We start from the raw sequence: 23,054 nt of genomic DNA on the forward strand, positions 1-23,054 counted from the left end.
TACGTTAGATTGGCTCTATTAATAGTAGCCTAACTTCCGCCGAAGTCTACTAGTTGATTAACTTGACTCAATAAAACCAGACTATCTGCTCCTGCCCACTGCGGGTCTGTGGGGGGAAAGTAATGACCAATATCCCCCAAACTCAAAGCACCCAGCATTGCATCCATAATCGCGTGAGTTAGGACATCGGCATCACTGTGACCTAGTAGCCCCAACTTGTGAGGAATCTCCACACCACCAATAATTAAAGCCCGCCGCCTCTCCCAAGAGTTCTATCTGAACACCATTGGCAAGATGCGCTCCTACAGCAGCAAAGATATCTCGTCCGTGAAAGGTCGTGCTGGGGGATGGTGTCCGCCAGTAGTAAGGATTTGTGAGTTCAACTGCTGCAACTACCGGATTTTCGCTCAAAACACCACTGAATAACCCGTTGTCTAGCCCGACTAAGAGAAGCCAGCATCAAGTTGGATAGCTACTCCTCTGCGGCAACTGCCTACCCCCGGATCGACTACAGCAATATGTACTGTTCCACCTGGAAAGTAGGGGTAAGCATTCATTAAGCTAAACCGACCAGCCGCAATGTTTTGGGGTGGAATCTCGTGCGTTAAATCCACAACCGTCAAAGCCGGATTGATCTACACTATAGACTATATGTTGCTTCATGAAGCTGGTTTAAACCTGTACCTCGAAATATGTTGTTTTAATGAAGCTGATTTAAACCTGCGCCTCAGAATATGTTGTTTTCATGAAAGAACTGGAGAAAAAACATAATCTCTACTGTTTTTGTTTTAATTAAGTGCAGCAAAAATTGTTGAGGCTGGTTAGCCTTACCAGCCAGAAATAACTCATCCGTGAGGAAAGGATAAAAGCCTTTCTGAAGGAATAAGAAACTCCTGCTTGTTGTATCAGTGCAGTTTCAATAAAGCGAAATGCTGATCTGTAAGGGAATTTTACAGATTTTAAGGTAATAGCTGTGAGGGAACCACACTTCACTATATAAGTCAGGCATAAAGCCGATCACTTATACTTATCTGCTCAATAGGCTTAACTTCTATCCAGTACAGGATTTTAAGGTCGTTGTCACCAACTTATTTGTCTGTAAATCTTTGATTTCAAAGCAAGGCTTTAACAGATAGGTGCAAATATGACAATCCCCAAAAGAAGCCGACTAGTTTATGAATATTTTAAGTAAATTACAGAGATACTGGAAGCTTAGTGTACTTAGTTCCTTCGTGTTAGGTGAGGCGATAACCCTAACACTACACTTCGATAGCAATTTCGCTTGGGGTCAAGTCACCAGTGATAATTCTTTAGGAAGTGAAAGTTCTTTAATCACATCCCCTACACCAGGAACATTTCAAATTGAGGGTGGAGCAACTAGAGGTACAAATCTCTTCCACAGTTTTAGCGAGTTTTCTGTACCTACTTTAGGTATTGCCTACTTTAACAATACAAGCGAGATTCAGAACATCTTTAGCCGTGTAACAGGTGGTTCTGTCTCTAACATTAATGGTTTGATAAGAGCCAACGGCGTTAACCTGTTTTTACTCAATCCTAACGGCATTATTTTTGGCTCTAATGCCTCGCTAGACATTGGGGGTTCCTTCATGGGGAGTACGGCTAGTAGCTTAAGCTTTGCTGATGGTAGTCAATTTAGTGCTACGGCTCCCAAAACTACACCCTTGCTGAGTGTCAACGTTCCCTTTGGTTTGCAATACGGAGGTAATGCCGGAAGTATTCAGGTGCAAAGTTCTACGCTCCAAGTACCTGATGGTGAAACATTAGCCCTTGTGGGTGGCGATGTGCTGCTCAATGGCACTTCTTTGCAAGCGGCAGGAGGTCGAGTTGAGTTAGGTGGAGTAGCAGGAACGGGAGTAGTTGGGCTTTCTATCAGTGCTAATGACCTGCGTCTGAGTTTTCCTGATGCATTAGTACTTTCTAATGTATCCCTGAGCAATGAGGCTGGTGTGTTTGTACTCGCTGGCGGAGGCGGCAGTATTGCCATCAATGCCCAGAACTTAAATATGGCGGAAGGAAGCGAACTCCTGGCAGGTATAGCTGCTGGGTTGGGTTCTAGTGACTCAATAGCAGGCGATATTGAAATTAATACGACAGGGGCAATCAACCTTACAGATGAGAGCTATATCTACAATTTGGTGTTAGTAGGAGCCGTTGGCAAGGGTGGCGACATCAACATCACAACGGGGCAGTTGCTTATCTCTGATGGGACACAGGTCGCAGTTGGAACATCGGGTTCAGGAGATGGGGGGAATTTAATTGTCAACGCCTCCGATTCCGTGCAAGTGATTGGTACCACCCTTGATGGTCAGTTTCCCAGTGCCTTAGGTGCTTTAACTCTTGGCACAGGTAGGGCAGGAAACGCAGAGATTAGGACGAGGCAGTTGCTCATCTCTGGTGGGGCACAGGTAGGAGCTGGTACCTTTGGTTCAGGGAACGGGGGAAATTTAATTGTTAATGCCTCCGACTCCGTGCAGGTGATTGGCACCTCTACTGATGGTCGGGCTTCCAGCGGCTTGTATACTCAAACTGAACCTGGAAGTACGGGCATGGCAGGAAACCTAGAGATTACGACAGGGCAGTTGCTGCTCTTGGATGGAGCACAGGTCTCAGCTAGTACCCTTGGTTCAGGGAACGGAGGAAATTTGATTGTCAATGCGTCCGATTCTGTGCAGGTGATTGGTACCTCCGCTAATGGAATTCCCAGCGGTTTGTTTAATGATACTCCAGGTAAAGGTAATGCGGGGAACGTGGAGATTACAACAAGGCAGTTGCTCGTCTTTGATGGGGCATATGTCGATACTAAAACCTTGCGTTCAGGCAACGGAGGGGATTTAATTATCAATGCCTCGGATTCCGTGCAAGTGATTGGCACCTCTGCCAATGGGTTTCCTAGCCTCTTGATTACTTCAACTTATGGCACAGGGGCGGCAGGAAACCTAGTGATTACAACAGGGAGATTGCTCGTCTTGGAGGGAACACAAATTTCAGCTAGCACCTTTGGCTCAGGCGATGGGGGGAGTTTAATTGTCAATGCCTGGGATTTAGTAAAACTGGCTGGCATCTCCTCCGATGGTCAGGCTTCAAGCAGCTTGAATGCTGGCACTACAGGCACAGGTACAGGGGGGAACCTAGAGATTATAACGGGACAGTTGCTTGTTTTGGATGGCTCACAGGTCGATGTTAGTACCTTAGGCAAGGGGAACGGAGGGAACTTAATTATCAATGCCTCTGAAGGAGTGCAAGTGATTGGTACTACCCCCGATGGTCAGTTTCCCAGTGGCTTATTTGCTTTAACTACCCCTAGATCAACAGGCAATGGCGGCAATATCAACATTAGTACAAACAACCTGGACTTAAGCAATGGTGCTGTAATTTCTTCCCAGAGTGAGGGCAGTGGCAAGGCAGGCGGTATTACCATTCATGCTCTTCATGCATTGAATCTCAATAACGGGGAGATTTCAGCCACTGCAAACCTTTCAGATGCAGGCAACATCAATGTTGAAGCTCCCTCCATCCGTCTGGACAACGGGGCATCCATCAACGCTAATACTTTTGGAGGGCAGGGGAATATTAACCTGAATTCTGCTGATTTGGTGTTGCGTCATGGCAGCAACATCACCACCAACGCACAGGGCAGCTCTGTTATCGGTGGTAACATCACCATCGATACTGGTGTATTAGCTGCCCTGGAAAATAGTGACATTAGTGCGAATTCAGCTAACTTCCGTGGCGGAAATGTCACCGTTACAGCTCAAGGTATCTTTGGCACAGAGTTTCGGGAGCAACTGACACCATTGAGTGACATCACTGCCACTGGGGCAAATTCTTCGTTAAATGGCACCGTGACAATCAACACGCCTGATGTTGACCCTAGCCAGGGATTGGTAAACTTGCCAGACGAGCCAGCTAATGTGGAAGTTGCTGAGGGTTGCCAGTCGGCGGAAGAGCAAGTAGCTATTGAGTTTTTCAATACGGGTAGGGGTGGCTTAGCACCCAGTCCTTACGAACCACTTAGCAGTACTGAGATCTGGGAAGATGTGCCACGCTCAACGCAGGAAGCTGAGAACTTGGCGGCTCCTACTAGTGCCTCGGTACCAGCAACCCGGACTGACAAAATTGTGGAAGCTCAAGGCTGGCTGATAAACGAAACAGGGAAAGTTGTTCTCGTGGCTGAAGTACCTGCTACCCGATCGCAACATCGTTGTCGCCTACATTAGCTACCTGTGACTGTTTCATTTCACAGCGTTCGAGAACGAGCCTATGAGCAGAAAAGCATCTGGATTTTGGTATCACATCCGGCTTCTGGTGAAGTCCGTGCCACTCAAGGCTTACCACCGGATACTTGGACTAATCCTTTTAGCCTTGTTGACACTAATTACAACCTTATGTATTCCAACGTTGGCAACTCAAAGAGTTGAAGGAAGTTCTGAGGCACTAACTCAAACTTCCAATGCTCACTCGCTACTGCAACAGGGCATAGAACTGTATGAGGCTGAACAGTTTTCAGAAGCAATAGAGGTTTGGCAGCAGGCGACTTCTGCATTTTTAAGCCAGGGAGATACCCTGAACCAAGCACTGGTGCTGCGCTATCTTTCCTTGGCTCATCAGCATTTAGGACAGTGGGAGGAAGCCCAAAGAGCGATCGCATCCAGTCTTGAATTACTAGATAATCAGAGGAACACAGCGAATACCCAGAATTACTTAGACGTTTTTGCCAAAGCCTTGAACACTCAAGGTCGTCTACAAGCGACAAAGGGACAGTGGTCAGACGCTCTCTCAACCTGGAAGAAAGCAGCCGTTACTTATAAAAAAGCTGGCAATGAGACAGGTGTTATTGGTAGCTTAATTAACCAAGCCCAAGCCCTTCAAGCATTAGGGCTGAGCAGTCAGGCTGAAGCCGAATTACTTCATGTTGAGCAAATCCTACTACAGCAACCAGACCCTGAGCTGGCAACTATTGGGTTGCAAAACCTTGGTGAGGCTTTGAGACGAGTTGGCAATCTTAGTAAGTCTCAAGAAGTCTTGCAGAAAAGTTTGGCAGTGGCTAAAGAATTTCAACTCTCTAGAGCACAGAGTTCTGCTTTGCTTGAGTTAGGTAATACTGAACGTGCTTTAGCGAATAGAGCGATCGCAATTGGCAAGCAAGACGACGAAAAGCAGCATATTCAAGCAGCGATCGCATCTTATCAACAAGCCGCCGACTCTCCGACTCTCCGAGTCCAAGCTCAGCTCAATCTCCTGAGTCTCCTGGTAGAGTCGGGGAAACCATCAGAGGCAGAAAAATTAGTATCGGTAATCCAGCCTTCACTGCTTAACCTGCCTCCAAGTCGAACTAATATTTATGCCCAACTTAACTTTGCCCAGAGCCTAACGAAATTAGGGATTGGGAAAAAGTTAGAGGTTGAACAGTCTTCTCTAACACGCCAGTATCCAGCCTCCTCTATTGCTCAGATTTTAGCCACGGCTGTCCAGCAGGCTCGAAGCTTGAAAGATCGGGTAGCCGAATCCTACGCCATTGGACAATTAGGTGGGCTGTATGAGCTAACTGAGCAATTGAGTGCAGCCTATGACTTGACTCAGCAAGCTCTTCTCCTCGCTGAAGAAATGCAAGCTCCCGAAATTCGCTATCGTTGGGAATGGCAAATGGGACATTTATGGGAAAAACAGGGAGATATAAAAAAAGCGATCGCTGCCTATGAGGAAGCCGTTGCAACTCTCAAGTCCGTTCGCAGTGATTTGCTCACTATCATTTCAGAGGTACAGTTCTCTTTCCGGGACAATGTGGAGCCTGTTCACCGCAAGCTAGTTGATTTGCTATTAAGAACTGAAACCGATACTGAACCTAATCAAGAAAATCTTAGGCGAGCCATTGAGGTCATTGACTCTCTTCAGTTGGCTGAACTAGAAAATTTTCTGAGTTGTAACCTTTCTCAGACCGTACAACTGAACCAGGAAATTGACAAGATAGACCCAGAATCCGCATTAATTTATCCAATTATTCTGGAAGACCGATTAGAAGTTATTTTCAAATTTCCAGGGCAACCCTTAAAGCACTATGTCACTTTGGTAAAACAAACCGAAGTCGAAAAAACGGCGATAGAACTGCGAAGGAACATATTAAAACGCAACTACCCAGAAGTTGTTATAGAAAAAGCTACACAACTCTATGACTGGCTGATTAAGCCCCTAGAGAAAGACTTAGAAAAAAGCTACGAAGTCAAAACTTTAGTGTTTGTACTCGATGGGGTTCTGCGAAATATTCCCATGTCAGTTCTCTATGACTACAAAAGTCAAGAGTATCTGATGCAGAAGCCCTACGCACTTGCCTTGGTTCCCGGTTTGCAGCTTTTTGACCTCCGACCTAGAGAGCAAGAACGGTTAGAAGTATTGACAGCGGGAGTAAGTGAGCAGCGAGAAGTTGAACAGCGAAGGTTTGACGAACTTCCCAACGTGGTCGAGGAATTGCAGCAAATTGGAAGTGTCGTACCTTCAGAGTCCCTACTGAATCCAGAATTTACTGAAGCTAATCTTCAAGAGCAAATTAATTCAGGAGCGTTTTCTACCGTTCACATTGCAACGCATGGCAAGTTTAGTTCCGACCCTGAAGAAACATTTATTCTGGCTTACGATCAGCTCCTCAATAGCAACGACTTGAATAACTTACTTCGGAGTAACAACCAAAAGTCCTCTAGCATCGTTGAATTACTTGTCCTTAGTGCTTGTGAAACAGCTCAGGGAGATAACCGAGCAACATTGGGGCTAGCCGGAATTGCTGTACGGGCAGGAGCACGCAGTACGCTAGCAACGCTTTGGCAAGTAAGCGATCGCTCAACGGCTGAACTAATGGAGCAGTTCTATAAAAAGTTAACTAACCCTGAATTAACAAAATCTCAAGCACTTCATCAGGCTCAATTAGAACTCTTTAAACAATACAAAGCTCCCTACTATTGGGCACCTTTCGTTCTAGTTGGAAATTGGCTTTAGTCTTTCCTAAAGTGCTGAGTATTTTCGTTTAGCAATTCCGAAAATCACCCCTCTTTTGTTATTTCCATGCAAGAATCACGAGTTTTGTATGGGCTTAGCGTAGCGGTAGCGACGTAAGGATCGTCAGCATTCTTGCGTCAAACTTACTGTGAAGTGTAGAAACCTTATTCAAGAATACTTCGTCCAGACTCTTAGCCCTAAAGTAACAAACAAAAGAGGGATTATTTACTGCCGCCAGCCAAGGCACTCTGTGTGACAGTTGAGGGTGTGGAATGTATGTTCAAAGATACTAATTTTCGGTTTTGGGGGAAAGATGAACTGAACCAACCAGAGGTGCTTGAGCAAGTTCTTCCAAATCAACAGATTGCAATAGTTCTGCCCAAGCATTCTTCATTTCAATATTTTGTGGCTCTAAGAGGTAGCGTTTAGCTCGATTTGTCAGTTCATCATACCAAATGACACCAACAAGCTCAGGGCTAGGCTGAACTCGTGTTACCCAACCATCCAGAACAATCTCCTTTTCCGGCTGTTCTTGAGGGTCACAATTAATCTTCAAGTACCAATGGTAGCTCCCATTTAGTTTTAGAGCATACTCTGGAGTTGAAGGTAAGGAGATACCAATTACTCCTGGTGTTTTAGTGAGTTGGAGGGAAGTTCGGTAGAAGGTCGCTGTATCCTCTTTTTCCCGCTCGTGTATCGAAAACTCGATAAAGTGTATAGCCTCAGGAGCATAGGGAATGTAAAACCACAAAACCGGATGCTCAGCAGTAGTTAAACCCTGATTACCTTTTTCTGGTACTAAGGCAGTAAGCCCTTTATTCGTCTGCTTGCAGGCTCCAACTTGCTCAGGACTGCGGGTTCCTCCTGGTGTTTGCCCAGAATCAGGTGTGCCAGTACCGGGTGCTGGTGGCAGAGTAGCAATGTTTGGCGAACTCGGTTGTGTCCATCCCGGTGCCTGGTTGCTAGTGAAACTAAGGGTTGCCTCTAACACTGTCCAAAAAGCGATCGCCACAACAGTCACAAAAGCAAGTTTCATTTTCGGTCGGTAAACCATCGCTTTAATCCACCATCAAATGATGAGTATTGAGGAGTTCCTGCTGCCTCTGCTGTATTGGCAATGGAATGTAAGCAATCACACCACCTGTGACAACTAATGCTAATGCGGTTGGAACAAGCGGCAGCCAGCCGCCTTGTAGTAAGACAACCCAGCACAGTCCATACAAAACAATGACACAGATGCTAAGCGTCAGAACTAGGTAGAGTGACGATTGTGCCTTGTATGTGCTTTGCGATCGCACCTGCCAAACAAGCATTCCTCCTATCAGCGACCAAGCCCACACCCAGAGAGCATCGCCCCACTGAGGCAGCCACCAGAGTTGAGGGCGTCCATCCATAACGGAACTAAGGAGCTGGCTGACTAAGTGTGCATGAACTTCTAGCCCTCGTCTTCTGCCGTAAGGGGTATCATGATAGTCTTGAATACTTGGAGCGGTGACCCCGATCAAAACAACCCGATTCCTCACCCAACTAGGATCGAATTGCCCAGTTAAGACCTCCTCAAACGTAACTGACTGAGCAATCTGAGGGGTAGCACGGTAATTAATCAACACTTGATTTCCCCGCGCATCTAGGTTTTGGTAGCCTCCGCTACGAAGCTCTAAACGTTTAAATACGACGCTACCAAACTGCCAGTTTTTCAGTGATGTCGTTTTGACTGGGATGCCTTGAGCTTGCAGATATCGGTAGGCTAATTGCAGGCTGAAGGAATAAGGTGTCTTACATGGTGAAAGAGGAGATATTGGATTTGGGGTACGGGATTGGAGATGGCGACGAACGATATAGTCGTTGTCATTTTCTAAGTCGTTAAAGCCTAGTTGGTTGGCTGGGCTATTCGGTGGAGGGGCAACAGCATTTCCTTGGTTGCTGCCGAAGCATACGGTAACGAGACGTTGATTCTCCTGTAGCTGGGTGACTAATAACTCGTGACCTGGTGATACAGGCTGGTCGCGAAAGATATCAAGACCGATCGCGACAGGTTGAGACTGCTCCAATTTCTCAATCAGTTGAGCAAGAATGGCATCGGGTAGAGGATGCTTGTATGTATGGAGATCTTCTTCATCCGCGCCAACAAGCAAAATACGAGAATCAGGTAGTTCAGCAGGGCGTTGGCGAAGGAGCTGATCGTAGCTTTCTAACTCCCACGTTTGCAGTAAACCTAGCGATCGCACTCCCATCACGAGGCTGGTTACAACCAAACTTGTTAGGAAGAGGAGTTGCAAGCGATTCCACGGCAATCTTGGGCGATTGTTTTTCTTTTTGGGGATTTCTGTAGTCGGTTCGGGTAGTTTTGACCAAGTTAGAGGGACAGCCGCCAGATTCTGGCAAATTACTGGTAACCAGCTAGCACAGGGAAATTCATCTTCTAGACCTTGCAGTCGCTGCCGTGCTTCCTGGACGGCTGGATAGAGAGCCTTACCACTTGCAAAGCTGTCAAGAAAATACTTCAAAAAGGCTTGTGCTACCCGATCAGGTACTGGCTCCCGCATGACAATCAGTTGTGGGATGTGCAGCTTTTCTAACTCCCGTGCTAATCCCAATCCATCACAAGAGTTGAAAATTGCCAGCCGTAATCCACCTTCAACTGCTTTTTTCAGGGCATACCTGAGTTCGTCAAGCGTTAAGCTATCAGTCGAGTTGAGATAAATTCGCCCACTTTCACCTTTAGTTTGACTATGACCTGCAAAAAATAGAATATCCCAGCATTGCTCCCAAAGTTGGTCATTTAACTCTTGGCGTTGCGGTTCTACTAGAAAAGTTGTGGTTGCACCAGGCAAATTCTCCAGCCGTTGTCGATCGTCCTCAACATGAATACCTTCACTATTGCCCAAAATTGCGAGGATTCTGAGCTGGTTTTGAGGAGGAAGAGCCTCTACTATTGGTGATTGTTCGTACTCCAAGGTACTCAGCCCAATTTCAGCTTGCCTATAGCGCTCCAATAAATCCCATTGGTGCCAGGGAAGCTGCCATACTTGATGGTTTTCGGCACGAATAATTACTCTAACCTCGTCAGCGGTGCTGACTTTTTCTAGCCACTTCTCTCGGAGCGAGAAAAACGATTCAGCTTTTAGCCAAGTGTTGAGGCGATCGCATAATTCCTTTGCTAAGGTGCGACACTGTTCCCTATCCTTTTTAAGGGAACCATCAACCCTGGCTTTTTTAGCTTTTATAGTGCGATTACTCTTCCCCAAGTGACGGTAGGTTGACTGCCAACTGCTATACCCTATAGCCAGTTCAGGTGCAGGAGGTAATTTGCCATGAATCTCTATTTCAGGGCGCTTACCTTCTGAGCCAATCTCTAGCGTTACCCGAAAACCTTGCTTGAAATCACCATCCAGTTTGAGGACGATTAGCTTTCCCATTGTCAACGTTCAGCCATTGCTGCCTCTAAAATCAAATGACAAAATCCTCTGTCACGCTGACATCACCTAGAGCCACCTTGACACTAAATCGGTCTCCTGCTTCTCCATCAAACTCCAATTGAATCGTCTTGTTGGCGCTTCTGGCATAGGCATCAATGACAGTCTCTCCGTCTTCATCCAGCACCATTAGCTGTAAATTTGCAGGTAAATAGGTTTGATCTTTTGGGGGCTGAACCTCGACAGTGATATCCATTTCCTGGCTAGTTTCTTCGGTAATTTCCACAATCACAGCCACCGATTGACTTAACGCTCCCAACTCAAACAGCTTGCATCGTTTAACGCTCGGACTTCTAAAGCTAAATGCTAGCTCAGTTGGTTCTGCGCTCAACAGGGACTCTACAGCTTGCCAACCCGCTTCAAAGATATTTTCAAACCATTGGCTCAGGTTTACTCTTGGTTTGATGCTGTTGAGATATCCTGGTAATTCTTCGAGCGATCGCAATTGGCTCAAAGGTAATTCTGAACTTTCCACCTTTTCAACAAATCCCAGCACTGTTGCTTCTCTTAACGATTCATTCAACTGCACAGCAACGTAGCCAATCCGTTCCACCCAAACCTCAGCGGGAATGTAGACAAACTCTGCACCGGGTAACACTGGTCTACACTCCAACTTACCGCGATTTCCCACCACCAAATCCGCAACATCCATCAAGATTTGCATCACTGAGTCCAAACTTGAACTCATCTCTAAGTTCGTCTCAAATCCTCGGCATCCCAGATAAAAATTTACGGCATACACTGCCAGAGTATTCAGATAAACCTGTTTAGATTTTTGAGGGTTAGGTTGACAACGTTGAAATTGCTCTGCTTGTGAGTGAGCTTCCAAAGCTATCGGAACTGTAAAAGTCCAAGGCTCGATTTCGGAATTCATTATTACTTGATTGCTGCTCATCAGGTTATCTATATTTTATATATTGAGATTCGTCTTAAATGAGAAGTTAATAGTTTTAGCCTAAAAAATATTATTTTTAAATCAACATATGTGGAATAGCATGATATTATCTAATAGTGTTAGTTTCTATTTCGCCATCCAATTTCAAAAATGAGTTTTGTCGGTATTATTTAGAGAAGTTCTACTGATTTGTTAAGCGTGGAAATACTAGTTATACAAGTATTGTTGCAACTTGGGACGAAACTTTTCGCAGCAACGCTGGAAAAAACTACTTAGTGTCGGTAAGGAGATTCCGAAGTCTACTGAAATCTCTTCCCAACTTTTCCCAGAAAACCTTGCTAAGGCGATTGCTGAGAAATTAGCATCAGGTCGATTTCTTATATGCGTCTGCTTAAAAACATCTCCAGCATCTTCTTCTAAACATTCGCGAACTCTCTCAACTAATGAAGGTGGTTCTTCTGGCTGTACTATCTCCTCTAGGTCAGTAATTGAAGGTAATTCCTTGAAGTTTGGGTTTCTAAATTCACGGCAGGTTTCTATAAATATCCTATCGAGCCTGAAATTAACCCAGTTCATAAATTTTTTGTCACCTCGCTCAGGGTCATACTTATCAATTTTCCGACAGACATAGGTCAAAGTTTTATTAACGGCTTCGTCATAAAGTAGGTCATAAAACTGGACAGAAAAATTTGCTCGGTGTGGACGGCAAAGTTTGCCAGATAGTCGAATTGCCTCAATCAATTCCCCTAAAGCATATTGTCGTAGCTCAGTATGAGGTGGGTGGTGTTGGGCTTCTAGGGCTAGCTTTTTGAGTTGAGCATCATCCAAGATTGTTCTAAAAGCCTGGGTTTGTAAAGTATTGCTCCATATCCTTAGTGTTGTCTGTTTTGGTTTGTACTGGTTGATTTTTTCGCCAACATCACACAAAAGCTGCTGTCGGACTTGCTTGTACAGTTTCTGATAAACGCCAAATAGCGGTTGACTGCCAAGGGGACGACAGATTTTGCGCGATCGCAGAATTTCATCAACCAACTTAGTAATAGCCAACTGCCACTCCTGTGTCTGGGGAGTGTGTTGTTGTACCTCTTTTACTAATTGTTCGAGTCGCTCATCCATAGTCTTGAACGTATCACTGGAAGTGCAACTCCTGAATAGATCGTTCACTATTTGTTGAAAGTTTCTCAGAATAATCCAGATGAAGCACCAAGCTGTTATGCCCTATAAACCAAGAGGTTTCGCACTTTAGCAGCAGGAGCTTCTGATTGTTACTCTTCCTCGACACTCAGTAATTATGTATTTTGTTACACAAATTAATATTTAAAATTTTGCATAAAACTCTGGCTTTTAAGAGGAGTTATGGACAGAACGAGGGAAAGGAAGCTAAACCTCAGTTCAAGCATCAACCCCATTAACTAACAACGGGATTCATAAGCTAGCACTTGTGCTGAACATCAATTAGGAAAACAAGGAGAAATTAAAATGGCAAGTTATCCTACCAACGGCAACGACTACATCGTTAAGGACTCGAACAATGATTATATCGACGCTCTTGGTGGTGACGATATCGTGTTTGGTAACGACGGCAATGACATTCTACAGGGTGGGAGTGGTAATGATCTCGTATTTGGCAACAGCGGTAACGACGAGCTGTATGGTAACGACGGTGACGACTTCCTTGGTGCCGTCGCCCATTGGGATGATAGTGGCGATGACAATATGTATGGTGGGACTGGCAACGACCAAATGTATGGTGGGACTGGCAACGATTATCTCGATGGTTGGGAGGGTAATGACATACTCTATGGCGGAACGGATTATGATGCAAATAAATTCGTTGGAACGGGTAATGACGTTTTAGTTGCTTGGACAGGTGATGACGTGATCTATGGAGGGGATGGTAATGACTGGCTAGATGGCTCCTATGACAACGATATTCTGTATGGCGGCGACGGCGACGATATCCTCGGCAACAGCGTAGTTCCGGAACCTGGCAACGATGTAATGTATGGTGAAGGCGGCAATGATCTACTGTATGGTGGCGATGGCATCGACAGCTTAGTCGGAGGTTTTGGCAACGATAGCCTTACCGGTGGTGCAGGTGCTGATACCTTTGTCTTTAACTATGTATCGGAAGGAATTGATACCATCACGGACTTCGCCTACTGGGACGAGGATAAGATTCAGATTTCAGCAAGTGGATTTGGCGTTGGGATAGGTGATTACAGTAGGTTCTTTTTTAATAGCGACACAGGCGCACTGTTCTTTGACGGAACACAATTTGCATCGATACAGCTAAACTCTGGTTTTGTCCCTAGCCTTGACATCAACATTGTCTAGAAACTATGTGGATTTGAGTATTCCTCAAACTTGAAGTAACGAAAAAAGAGAAGGTATCAAGGTCATCGAAACTATTTCGCAGTATTGGTGGGTGATTTGAGTTAATCTAGTTGCCCACCAATAAGGCTACAGCGTAGGCAGCGATTCCCTCTTCTCGCCCTACTGGACCTAACTTCTCATTAGTGGTTGCCTTGATGCCGATTTGGTCAGGTTTTAATTCTAAAGTTGTGCTGAGGCGATCGCGCATTGCTTTAATATGAGGCTTAAGCTTAGGACGCTCTGCCACAATAACAGAGTCAATATTACCAATTGCAAAACCGTGCGCTCGCACTAGTTGATTAACTTGACTCAATAAAACCAGACTATCTGCTCCTGCCCACTGCGGGTCTGTGGGGGGAAAGTAATGACCAATATCCCCCAAACTCAAAGCACCCAGCATTGCATCCATAATCGCGTGAGTTAGGACATCGGCATCACTGTGACCTAGTAGCCCCAACTCGTGAGGAATCTCCACACCACCAATAATTAAAGCCCGCCCCTTGCAAAGTTGATGGATATCGTAACCGTTACCAATGCGAATATTCATTGTTTAGCAATAAGATTAGTAATGTTTTTCTAAAATAATTAATTATCAACTATTTTCATAAACTTAATCTTCTCGTTTTAAAATTGCTAAATTCAGAAAAACTATTCATTCAGTTTAATTGATTCAACCCATCGCTTTGGCAATTCTTCTTGCCAAGGCTCAATTGATTGTGCGTCTAACATAGATACGTCAGTGATGCCGGATACTTCCAAGCTAATCAGCATTTTAGTTGCCTGCTTGAGGTAATTCCTTCTTTGTCATCAACAAAAAGCGATCGCGTTACTTTTGTACAATTTCTTAATCTATTTTTTTCTGCAAAAGCTGCTTTGCTCTCAGGACTTCTGAGTCAGTTACATAGTATTGCTGATAGTTGTAGTAGGAGCTAGTTGTATAACCCTTCACACCGTTAGCGACTACGCCTAAGACCGTCGCATTGGAAACTTTCATCCCATCCAAGGCTTGCATTAGCACTGAGCGGTCAGTTCTCCCTAGTCCTGCAACCATAACCACACCATCAGTGTGGGCTGCTAAAAGTCTTCCATCAGCAAGCCCCAGTGTTGGTGGAGTGTCATAGATAACCAGGTCAAAAACAGCATGAAATTGTTCCATCAAATACTGCATTTTCCTGGAACATAAAAGTCGAGTTGGATCAGGTGGTAGCTGACCAGCGGTCAATACATACAGGTGATCCCACATTGGCAATCGCTGAATTGCCTGTTTAGCAGTAATTCCAGTCGCAATAACGTTACTTAGCCCCACCTTATTTTCTAAGCCCAAAATCTTATGCACCTGGGGACGGCGTAGGTCAGCATCGACCAAAAGTACCCGTTGACCCATTGCGGCGGCGGCTTGAGCTAGGTGAACGGCGATAGTCGATTTGCCGTCTGCGGGAGTGGCTGAGCTAATGACAATCGAGTGGATTGGTGTATCACTTCCGAGAAAGCGAATATTGGTGTGCAGGGAGCGGAACGACTCTAAGAAGGGAGAAGCTGTGTACCACTGTGGCTTACGGCGATTTTTCTTCTCAGTTGTGGAGTCTTCAGCAGGAACCATTTCTGCTACGGTAGCAACTGGTGTTATCACTTTGAGTTGCTTGTTGTAGGGGATAACACCCAGTAGTGGCAGTTTGCTGCGGTCTTTCAGTTCATCGGGTGAGTGGAATACATTATCGAGGCGTTCAACTAATAAAGCGGCTCCTATCCCCAACAACAACCCCGCAACCGCGCCCAACAGGATGTTCCGTTGAGTATTAGGAGACACTGGAAATTGGGGTTCTTGGGGTTTGAGAATGATTTGCCAGGGGAGTGCTTTTTGAGCAACTTCAATCTGAAGACCTTCCCGAAATCCCAAAAAGCGGTTTAAGCTTTCTGTAGCAACGTTGAGTTCTCGTTGTAAATCGGTGTATTGACGCGCAATCACCGGCATCTGTTTTACTTGGAGGTTGAGGCTACGTTCTGCCTGGGCGATCGCATTTTGTCGCACTTGCAAAACTTGTATTTGGTTGGTTGCATCAACCAGTTGCTGAGTCAGTTCTAAGCGAATCGAATTGGGAGAATCATTCGAGACATTAACTTGTGAAAGATTTGCCCCCAGCACCCGTTGGGATTCTTGCTCTAGCAGTGGCAAGAGATTTCGCTGTTCGTTGCGTAGTGCCTGGACAGTTGGGCTTTCTTCGGTAAAGCGTGATAACTCAGTCGCGATCTTAGCTTCAACTTCTTGTAACTTATTGAGTAACTCTTGGTAGCGAGGGGCTTCACTGAGAGCCGCTGTTGCCAGGGCTTCGTTTGGTGATAGACCAAGTTGGGAAGAGATTGTTGTATAGAGGGAGCGAGCTTCTCTCAAACCAACCTGAGTTTGCAATTGCTCCTGCTCAATGGCACTCACGCGAGTTGATAGCTGTTGCGCTTGAGTTTCGGGGTCGAGGAGATTGTTCTGCTGCCGGAATGCTTGTAGTTGTCCCTGAAGTTTGTCTACGCGATCGCGAAGTTGTGGCAACTGACCTTCAACAAACTGAATCCCTTTTTTTAGATTAATTTGCCGCTCTTGAAGCGAGTACCGCAGATAGCCTCTAGCAACCTGATGTAAGACAAATCGAACTTTCTTCGGGTCTGTATCGCGGTAGCGGACTTCCAAAATCTTGGTTTCTGCTAAGCGCTCAATGTTCAGTTCACTACTCCCAATCAAAGAGTCGTAGCTGACATCTTTGTAGTCCTTTTCAATCTCCTCAAGGATAGGAGCCATTAAATTCGGGCTGCGTAAGACTTCAATTTGCGTGTCGTAATCTAGGATAGAACCAGGACTTTCGCTGACACCGGGTACTTGTGTCAGCTTGTCCAAGTTTCCTTCCTCTGTAACCGGCTCTACTAAGAGCTGAAACTTCCCTTCATACTTGGGTGTCTGGCTGAACGTCCAAAAACTGATCGCCGAGGTAACTGCGATCGCCACACCAGCAATTACAACAGCACGACGCCGTACCACACTTACGAGATGGCGCAGATTTAGCTCATCCTGCTCTTTGTCCACAGGTTGAGTCAGGGGGATTGGTGACGGTAAATATAAATGTTTCCCATTCCCATTCCCATTCCCATTCCCATTATTAGATGATAACGGCTGTTGAATATTGCCCCTCTCCATCGTGCCCCTCGTCCTCGTGTGTTTGATTGAGAGCTATCAGAAAAATCCGTTTGCTGTTGAATTTTGTATCTGGTATGTACAGGATAGTATACAGAAACTAGATCGATTGGAAACTCCTTTTAATAGGACTGTACCAATAGAGTCTCCAACCCTGCTGATGAATGCGATCGGGAACTTGACTATTAACGACATCTTTCAAAAAGACAAGGGGAAAGGAAGTGTCTCATTCCCTCTCCCCTTTTACCTTTCCCCTGTTTCCTTCAAGGAGGAAATGCTTAAGATGACACTGCCCTAATCACCAGTAATGGTTCTAAATATGCCAAGTATGTTTAAAAAGCTGCCAACGGGATTTAGGGCGTTCCCTAGAGTATCCCCAACGCTGGCAAGGGTATTGCGTCTGATCACAACGACATCATTATTTCGGAGAGTAGGATTGCCTTCCTCATTAATTCCCTGAGCTAAATCCACTGAAATCCGGCGCTTGGAAACAGTTCCATTGTCGTTAAGACGAATCAGATCAACGGAACTCCTACGGGAACGAGGATTGAATCCACCAGCCGCTAGTACAGCTTGATTTAAAGGGGTGTTGGGTGGCACCGTGATTGCTCCTGGAGCTTCAACTTCCCCAATTACGTTCACGACAATTTCATTAGGAGCAAAGCTTGCCTCTGCCAGTTGGCTTGCCTCTGCTGGGTCGAGTGCTGTTGCTGTCGGAATAATGATTGTGTCTCCATCTTGCAAGAGAAAATCTTCATTAAGGTCACCTGAACGTAAGAGTGCCCATAAGTTGATTGGAATCACACGGGTTCCACCTGTGCGGGTAGCGCGGGTGATCGTGATTTCGCGAATATTAGCAAGGGCTGTAATACCACCAGCAACTTGAATTGCCTTAGTCACAGTAGGGGGACCAGCGTCGCCTCCACCAGCACCGACTGCGCCTGTTTCAGAACCTGTGATTGCCCCCGTCGCACCACCAGTACCTACGCCGCCTCCCGACACGGAATAAGGGCCTGGGCGGGCGACTTCGCCAATTATGGCAATATTAACTGGCTCAATTTGTTGTGGAGCGAAACTAGAATCCACCAGTTGACGAGTTTCAGCGGCATTGTAGCTGCCGACGGATGGGATAAAAATTGAGTCACCATCTCTCAACGCAACGTCTTGAGCCAAGTTGCCTTGTAGTAATTCCCAAAGGTTGACGTTGTAGACTTGCTCTGTTGTCGGGGAGGTGCGACGCCGAATTTGCACATCACGAACGGCAGCAGATTGAGTAATGCCCCCAGCTAGGGTAATTGCCTGTGTCACTGTCGGAAACTGTCCTCCAGTTGCCCCAGCGCCACCTCCTCCTACGGCGACGGAATAAGTTCCAGGGCGTTGAACTTCGCCTGCCACCGCGATAACAACGGGGCGGGGTGCTATTAGACTAATTGTGATCAGGGGGCGTCTCACAAAGCGGGCATATTGAGAGGAAATCACGTCCGTCGCTTGTTGGAGCGTTAATCCCCGAACAGATATGCTACCGATGACAGGTAAATTGAGGGTGCCATCGGCTAAGATCACATACTCACCGCTATATTCTGGAACATCAAAGACCGCTACTTGAACGCGATCGCCTGCTCCTAGGGTATAGGGTGTTGCAGGAGGTGGACTACCCACTCCAGTTGCGCCAGGTGTTGCCCCAGGAGACAAACCAGGGATTTGTGCCTGGATCGGGGTAGCAACCGTAACGGCGAAAAACGCGAGTAAAGTTAAACTTGCGATCGGTCGATTCATACGTCTTCTTAAACCACTACTCGTCACACCAACTCGACCAACTATCTCAGAACGTCTTTTTGCGCTCACTTTAAACAGTATCCCTTACAGAAATGTTGACTCTCTCTACTCAAAGTCAGGCTAACTTTGGAGAAAGTTCCGGTAGAAGTGTAATGATATAAAGTCCACTAAACTCGTGTAACCTTTGAATAATCAACTCAACTTCGGAAGAGTAGGAAAGGTGATGAGGATAGCGAGATGCACGGGTCATTTCTATCAATTCAACAAGCATATCCGCTACTGGGGATATATTTTAATCGGTTCAATCTTGAGTAGTACTATGCTATCCGCTGCTGCAGGTCTTGCCAATCCTGTCGCCGCGAAGCCAACTAGCACGACTGCCAATGCTAATTATGGGGGTTCACTAGGTCAATCGCTCTTAGATACGATGCTAGGTGCGGAGGATCTTCGTCCCCAAAAAGCCTCTCCAGGAGGGCAAAAACCTGCAACGGGTACAGCCGCGCAACTGGCTCAACGCAGAAGTTTTCCTGATGTTCAAAATAACTGGGCACGGAGTTTTATTGAAGTCCTAGCTGCACGAGGGGTGATTCTGGGTTTTCCGGATGGTACGTTCCGCCCCGATGAACCAGTAACTCGCGCTCAGTTTGCCGCAATGATTCGTAAGGCGTTTGGACGAGCGCCTGAACGTGCAGGAATCAATTTTGTTGATGTTCCCCCAACTTACTGGGGTATTGAGGCGATTCAGGCAGCTTATCGCACAGGATTTCTGGAAGGATACCCGAATAACATCTTTCAGCCTGAGCAAAATATACCTCGTGTTCAAGTGTTGGTTTCGTTGGTGAGTGGGCTTGATCTGTCTCCACCCGACGATCCCGCAACCGTTTTAAGTACAAACTTTCAAGACGCTCCCGAAATTCCTACCTTTGCCCGCAATAGCGTCGCCGCCGCAGCTCTCAATCAGCTAGTAGTCAACTATCCGGATGTTGCTTTCTTAAATCCAAACCAGGTTGCCACTCGCGCTGATGTAGCGGCGTTTATCTATCAGGCTTTAGTGAACGAGGGAACCCTCCCACAACTTAGTGCTAATGATGTTGCTGCCCAGTACATTGTTGGCTACGAACCCGTTGCGACACCGCCTACCACATCCCCTGATCAAGTTGCGGATACGCGCCAAGCACTTCTTTTCCCACAACCACCAGTAGAAGAACGGATTAGGCGATTTATTAGAGGAGGGTCAAGTATTGGTACACCAACAGCATTTGGCGCTGAAAGCGGCAACATTTTCTTTGGAGCAACTTATCAGGAGAGAGCGCGCTTTACTGACATAGATGATGGTGCAGCTGTGGTAGGTTTTGGTCTAGGTGATGCAAGACGACTGGTTGCTCTAGAAACAGCAGTGTCGATTTATGACCTAGAGGGCGATACGTTTGAGGATGGCGGCGTTAGCTTCAAGGTGCATCGCTTGTTTCCCGGTGACTTTGCGGTAGCAGTTGGCGTAGAGAATCTAATTGAGTGGGGCAATACCGATGGTGGCAGCAGCGTTTACGGTGTTGCAAGTAAAGTTTTCCGCTTACGCCGGGATGGCTCTCAACCCCTGAGTCGAGTCACAGCTTCGATAGGTATCGGCGGCGGTCGTTTCCGCTCAGAAGATAATATTGAAGAGGGAGACGAAGACCCTAATGTGTTTGGTAGTGTTGGGGTACAAGTTGCTGAACCGATCTCGGTGATTGCCGAGTGGACGGGTCAAGATTTGAACTTGGGAGCCTCAATTGTTCCAATCCGTGGGGTACCGCTAGTCATCACCCCAGCAGCAGCTGATGTTACGGGTACAGCGGGTGATGGTACCCGGTTTATTCTGGGTGTTGGTTATGGGATATCGTTTTAAGTCATCAATTCCGAAGGAAAGTTATGAACATTAAGCATTTTCCTTTACACCTTGGACTAGGTTTTGCCCTAGCCATTGTAGGTGTTGTGTCTCACGCTCCAACAGCACAAGCTCAGTCGGGCAACCAGTCAGATACAACGGGTGCGATTATTACAACCAGTGATATTGTTAACGGGGCACTCGTCTCCAGTGAGGGGGGTGAGCTAGTCATCGTTTACATCACTCGACCCATTGAAGATGCGGTTAACGGTGCAGCAAGTTTAGTGAATCAACAGTTGGCGGCGGGAAATTTACCCGTACTCTCTACTGATACTCCGACTGCAATTCCACTCACGATACAGCAAAATCTAGAAGTCCTCGTGACGGCTAACGGCAATGTGAGTGCTAGTGCGGCTCAGATTGAAAGTGCTTTAGTGAGTGCTGGGGCAGATGCAACTCTTGCGGCAAACTTGGTAGCTAGTTTGCGAGGACTAAATTCTGGTGGGACGGTCGATGCTGCCCAATTTCAAGCGGCAATTGAGGCTTACAATGCCTTGATTAATGGCAGTCCTGATAGTTTTGTGATTGAGATTCCAGAGGAACTCAGAGCCATTCGTTCTGTGTTAGGTATATTGCTTAATGCTGGTTTGGCACTCAATCAATAACTGGCTCAATTATGAGTTTGATAAACATCGGTTAGTCTCAAGCAAACTCATCGTCATTAGTCACTAACTTTTTACGAAAGTAATGACGAGCAAATAGGTGAAACCTTTGTGCCACTAAAATAAACCTATAGTTGTGCTAAGAGATCTCTGAGACTGTATTTCTGTATTTAAAAAGGGTGCGATCGCTTTTCTTGTGGTATCGATTTCGCTTTCATCAAAGCCTACCGATACCCCGCAACGATTCAACTTTACTTGACCAAAATTCTCTAGTTCACTCTATGCCCAACTAAAGTCATATAAGCTACATCATCTCTTAACACAGCCTTGATAAACTCTTCCTCTTGAGGGAAAATCCAACTCTTTCTAGTGATAGAGAAATTATTTGCACTCCCGCTCTAGACTGAAAACGAAGAAGGAATTAATCCAAAGAGCTTCTAGCACACAAGGAGCAAGGGAGGGCAAACTTATGTCATATGTCAATCGTCCAGGGGATAGTATACTCACTGAACCCCCAATCGTTAATCAAGTAGTCGAATATCACGATCGCGTTAGGTGGGGTCCAATTATTTCAGGTCTTGTAGTTGCCTTAGCAACTCAACTGATTTTGAGTGCCTTGGGTGCTGCGATCGGCTCAAGCTTCCTTTCAGGTTCAGGTGCCCCTAGATCAAATGCCCCTGGCGTTGGCACAGGTGTAGGGATTTGGTCAATCATCAGTTTGTTAATTTCGCTATTCGTTGGCAGTTGGGTTGCCGCCCGCGCTTGTGGACCGATGAACCGTAGCACAGCGCTTTTAAACGGAGCAGTTCTTTGGGCAACAACCCTGGCACTGAGTTCTTGGCTATTGGCAAGTGGCGTAACGGGTGCTTTTGGAATTGCTGCCTCCAATGCTGGAGAAGTTATCGGCCAAGTTCAACAGCAGGGCGGTGTTAATCTACCAAACAACGCGCCCAACGCACCTTCAGCTGACCAAACTCGTGATATTGCTGGCAATGCAGCTAAAGGATTATGGTCATTTGTGATTGGTTCCTTGCTAGGTTTAGCTGCGTCACTGGCAGGAGCCTCAGCTGGTGCTCGCAAACCTCACGCTCACAGGGTTAGCTAAAAATAGTACATAGGCTGGAGGCTGGTTTTTGCCACCTCTCTTGGCACCTTCTTCAAGGTGCTTTTTTGTTATAGCTATCGCCATCAGGGTTAGGAAAAATTTAATGGCTAAAACAACCACCTACTAGTAGTAAACATAAAACCCCTCTGCCTTCTGCCCTCTGCCTTTTGCTATAGTGTTTGCCTTAGTTCAGAAATTCAACAGCAGAGTACTTTTTATAATTCTTAAAAATCGTTTGTTAAGCTTTTCTGGCACATTAATTCTTCCCGATTTTTTTCCGATTTCTTACCCAAATTTTTAACTTATAACCTGTACTCTCATAGGTGTTGGGTTCCAGGAATACCATGAACGATTGTCCATGTTGCTCTACTCGGTTGCTCCGTCATGCTCGTCACAACAGCATTTATTGGTATTGTTCTCGCTGTAGACAGGAAATGCCAGTTCTCGGTGTAGCAAGCAGCAACCTTCACAAAGAGTTTCAGGTTAGAAGAACTTTACATCAGTTCTTGGCTCAAGAAGTCGCAGTGATTGCTGAGTAAAAAGCGATCGCCTTTTACGGTAATCTGTTTTATCAAGCGCTATTTCCTAAGTTAGACTCCCATGCTCAAGGGACACGACGAGCAGGATGAAAACTAGCAACAAACAATAAACCTTTTTTAAATTCAGAAAATCGGGAAGTCAGGGACATCGTATTGGCTAGAGTACCTAATCATTATG

At 46.0% G+C, this 23,054-nt stretch carries 15 protein-coding genes and 2 pseudogenes; 7 read left to right on the forward strand and 10 right to left on the reverse strand.

Translation table 11 applies throughout. From position 1 onward, the window contains the following. Positions 1 to 47: 47 nt before the first annotated feature. Positions 48 to 276, reverse strand: a pseudogene (locus tag AC5JL3_RS13070) (2-C-methyl-D-erythritol 2,4-cyclodiphosphate synthase); the annotation flags it as partial. Then, positions 262 to 635: pseudogene (locus tag AC5JL3_RS13075) on the reverse strand (SAM hydrolase/SAM-dependent halogenase family protein); the annotation flags it as partial. The pseudogenes AC5JL3_RS13075 and AC5JL3_RS13070, both read right to left, overlap by 15 nt. Before the next feature lie 540 nt (positions 636 to 1,175). On the opposite strand from AC5JL3_RS13075, the gene AC5JL3_RS13080 reads away from it, so the two are divergent. Both AC5JL3_RS13080 and AC5JL3_RS13085 read left to right on the forward strand, forming a co-directional pair. Further along, complete coding sequence (locus tag AC5JL3_RS13080) at positions 1,176 to 4,238, forward strand: two-partner secretion domain-containing protein (protein WP_496074908.1); 3,063 nt, start codon at positions 1,176 to 1,178, stop codon at positions 4,236 to 4,238. Between the two features lie 43 nt (positions 4,239 to 4,281). Then, positions 4,282 to 7,005, forward strand: a complete 2,724-nt coding sequence (locus tag AC5JL3_RS13085) for a CHAT domain-containing protein (RefSeq protein WP_496074909.1) — start codon at positions 4,282 to 4,284, stop codon at positions 7,003 to 7,005. Between the two features lie 289 nt (positions 7,006 to 7,294). Here the strand turns inward: AC5JL3_RS13085 and AC5JL3_RS13090 are convergent, their stop codons facing one another. The 4 genes from AC5JL3_RS13090 to AC5JL3_RS13105 form a co-directional block, all read right to left on the reverse strand. Continuing rightward, positions 7,295 to 8,059: a DUF928 domain-containing protein gene (locus AC5JL3_RS13090; RefSeq protein ID WP_496074910.1), complete on the reverse strand. Its 765-nt coding sequence runs from the start codon at positions 8,057 to 8,059 to the stop codon at positions 7,295 to 7,297. Positions 8,060 to 8,063: 4 nt separating this feature from the next. Then, positions 8,064 to 10,424 (reverse strand): CHASE2 domain-containing protein, encoded by a 2,361-nt coding sequence (locus tag AC5JL3_RS13095; RefSeq protein WP_496074911.1) that lies wholly within the window; start codon positions 10,422 to 10,424, stop codon positions 8,064 to 8,066. A gap of 31 nt (positions 10,425 to 10,455) precedes the next feature. Beyond that, the gene (locus tag AC5JL3_RS13100; RefSeq protein WP_496074912.1) at positions 10,456 to 11,355 is read right to left on the reverse strand and encodes a DUF1822 family protein; all 900 of its coding nucleotides are present in this window, start codon (positions 11,353 to 11,355) and stop codon (positions 10,456 to 10,458) included. Between the two features lie 228 nt (positions 11,356 to 11,583). Beyond that, positions 11,584 to 12,492 carry a hypothetical protein gene (locus tag AC5JL3_RS13105; protein ID WP_496074913.1) on the reverse strand — a complete coding sequence of 303 codons (909 nt, stop codon included), beginning with the start codon at positions 12,490 to 12,492 and terminating at the stop codon, positions 11,584 to 11,586. Between the two features lie 363 nt (positions 12,493 to 12,855). Between AC5JL3_RS13105 and AC5JL3_RS13110 the strand changes: the two genes are divergently transcribed. Beyond that, positions 12,856 to 13,713 carry a calcium-binding protein gene (locus AC5JL3_RS13110; RefSeq protein WP_496074914.1) on the forward strand — a complete coding sequence of 286 codons (858 nt, stop codon included), beginning with the start codon at positions 12,856 to 12,858 and terminating at the stop codon, positions 13,711 to 13,713. 106 nt (positions 13,714 to 13,819) lie between these two features. Here the strand turns inward: AC5JL3_RS13110 and ispF are convergent, their stop codons facing one another. The 4 genes from ispF to AC5JL3_RS13130 form a co-directional block, all read right to left on the reverse strand. Then, on the reverse strand, positions 13,820 to 14,299 hold the full coding sequence (gene ispF, locus AC5JL3_RS13115; RefSeq protein WP_496074915.1) for a 2-C-methyl-D-erythritol 2,4-cyclodiphosphate synthase: 480 nt from the start codon (positions 14,297 to 14,299) through the stop codon (positions 13,820 to 13,822). A gap of 101 nt (positions 14,300 to 14,400) precedes the next feature. Continuing rightward, the gene (locus tag AC5JL3_RS13120; RefSeq protein WP_496074916.1) at positions 14,401 to 14,523 is read right to left on the reverse strand and encodes a hypothetical protein; all 123 of its coding nucleotides are present in this window, start codon (positions 14,521 to 14,523) and stop codon (positions 14,401 to 14,403) included. 73 nt (positions 14,524 to 14,596) lie between these two features. Beyond that, a complete protein-coding gene (locus tag AC5JL3_RS13125) occupies positions 14,597 to 16,933 on the reverse strand; it encodes a GumC family protein (RefSeq protein WP_496074917.1) in 2,337 nt (778 codons plus the stop codon). Between the two features lie 291 nt (positions 16,934 to 17,224). After that, positions 17,225 to 18,775 (reverse strand): polysaccharide biosynthesis/export family protein, encoded by a 1,551-nt coding sequence (locus tag AC5JL3_RS13130; RefSeq protein WP_496074918.1) that lies wholly within the window; start codon positions 18,773 to 18,775, stop codon positions 17,225 to 17,227. A 154-nt stretch (positions 18,776 to 18,929) separates the two neighbouring features. Here AC5JL3_RS13130 and AC5JL3_RS13135 point away from each other — a divergent pair, with 154 nt between their 5' ends. From AC5JL3_RS13135 to AC5JL3_RS13150, 4 genes are all read left to right on the forward strand, one after another. Further along, positions 18,930 to 20,591 (forward strand): S-layer homology domain-containing protein, encoded by a 1,662-nt coding sequence (locus AC5JL3_RS13135; RefSeq protein ID WP_496074919.1) that lies wholly within the window; start codon positions 18,930 to 18,932, stop codon positions 20,589 to 20,591. 23 nt (positions 20,592 to 20,614) lie between these two features. Beyond that, a complete protein-coding gene (locus AC5JL3_RS13140) occupies positions 20,615 to 21,235 on the forward strand; it encodes a hypothetical protein (RefSeq protein WP_496074920.1) in 621 nt (206 codons plus the stop codon). A gap of 466 nt (positions 21,236 to 21,701) precedes the next feature. Next, complete coding sequence (locus tag AC5JL3_RS13145) at positions 21,702 to 22,337, forward strand: hypothetical protein (protein WP_192220963.1); 636 nt, start codon at positions 21,702 to 21,704, stop codon at positions 22,335 to 22,337. 344 nt (positions 22,338 to 22,681) lie between these two features. Then, positions 22,682 to 22,876, forward strand: coding sequence for a hypothetical protein (locus tag AC5JL3_RS13150; protein WP_192220975.1), 195 nt, complete (start codon positions 22,682 to 22,684; stop codon positions 22,874 to 22,876). Positions 22,877 to 23,054 lie beyond the last annotated feature (178 nt).

This window comes from Symplocastrum torsivum (assembly GCF_059505465.1).

What these genes read in the sequence shown, in the direction of transcription:
- AC5JL3_RS13080 (WP_496074908.1), top strand. Translation starts at nt 1,176, where the DNA reads ATGAATATTTTAAGTAAATTACAGAGATACTGGAAGCTTAGTGTACTT.
- AC5JL3_RS13085 (WP_496074909.1), top strand. Translation starts at nt 4,282, where the DNA reads ATGAGCAGAAAAGCATCTGGATTTTGGTATCACATCCGGCTTCTGGTG.
- AC5JL3_RS13090 (WP_496074910.1), bottom strand. Translation starts at nt 8,059, where the DNA reads ATGGTTTACCGACCGAAAATGAAACTTGCTTTTGTGACTGTTGTGGCG.
- AC5JL3_RS13095 (WP_496074911.1), bottom strand. Translation starts at nt 10,424, where the DNA reads ATGGGAAAGCTAATCGTCCTCAAACTGGATGGTGATTTCAAGCAAGGT.
- AC5JL3_RS13100 (WP_496074912.1), bottom strand. Translation starts at nt 11,355, where the DNA reads ATGAATTCCGAAATCGAGCCTTGGACTTTTACAGTTCCGATAGCTTTG.
- AC5JL3_RS13105 (WP_496074913.1), bottom strand. Translation starts at nt 12,492, where the DNA reads ATGGATGAGCGACTCGAACAATTAGTAAAAGAGGTACAACAACACACT.
- AC5JL3_RS13110 (WP_496074914.1), top strand. Translation starts at nt 12,856, where the DNA reads ATGGCAAGTTATCCTACCAACGGCAACGACTACATCGTTAAGGACTCG.
- ispF (WP_496074915.1), bottom strand. Translation starts at nt 14,299, where the DNA reads ATGAATATTCGCATTGGTAACGGTTACGATATCCATCAACTTTGCAAG.
- AC5JL3_RS13120 (WP_496074916.1), bottom strand. Translation starts at nt 14,523, where the DNA reads ATGCTGATTAGCTTGGAAGTATCCGGCATCACTGACGTATCTATGTTA.
- AC5JL3_RS13125 (WP_496074917.1), bottom strand. Translation starts at nt 16,933, where the DNA reads ATGGAGAGGGGCAATATTCAACAGCCGTTATCATCTAATAATGGGAAT.
- AC5JL3_RS13135 (WP_496074919.1), top strand. Translation starts at nt 18,930, where the DNA reads ATGAGGATAGCGAGATGCACGGGTCATTTCTATCAATTCAACAAGCAT.
- AC5JL3_RS13140 (WP_496074920.1), top strand. Translation starts at nt 20,615, where the DNA reads ATGAACATTAAGCATTTTCCTTTACACCTTGGACTAGGTTTTGCCCTA.
- AC5JL3_RS13145 (WP_192220963.1), top strand. Translation starts at nt 21,702, where the DNA reads ATGTCATATGTCAATCGTCCAGGGGATAGTATACTCACTGAACCCCCA.
- AC5JL3_RS13150 (WP_192220975.1), top strand. Translation starts at nt 22,682, where the DNA reads ATGAACGATTGTCCATGTTGCTCTACTCGGTTGCTCCGTCATGCTCGT.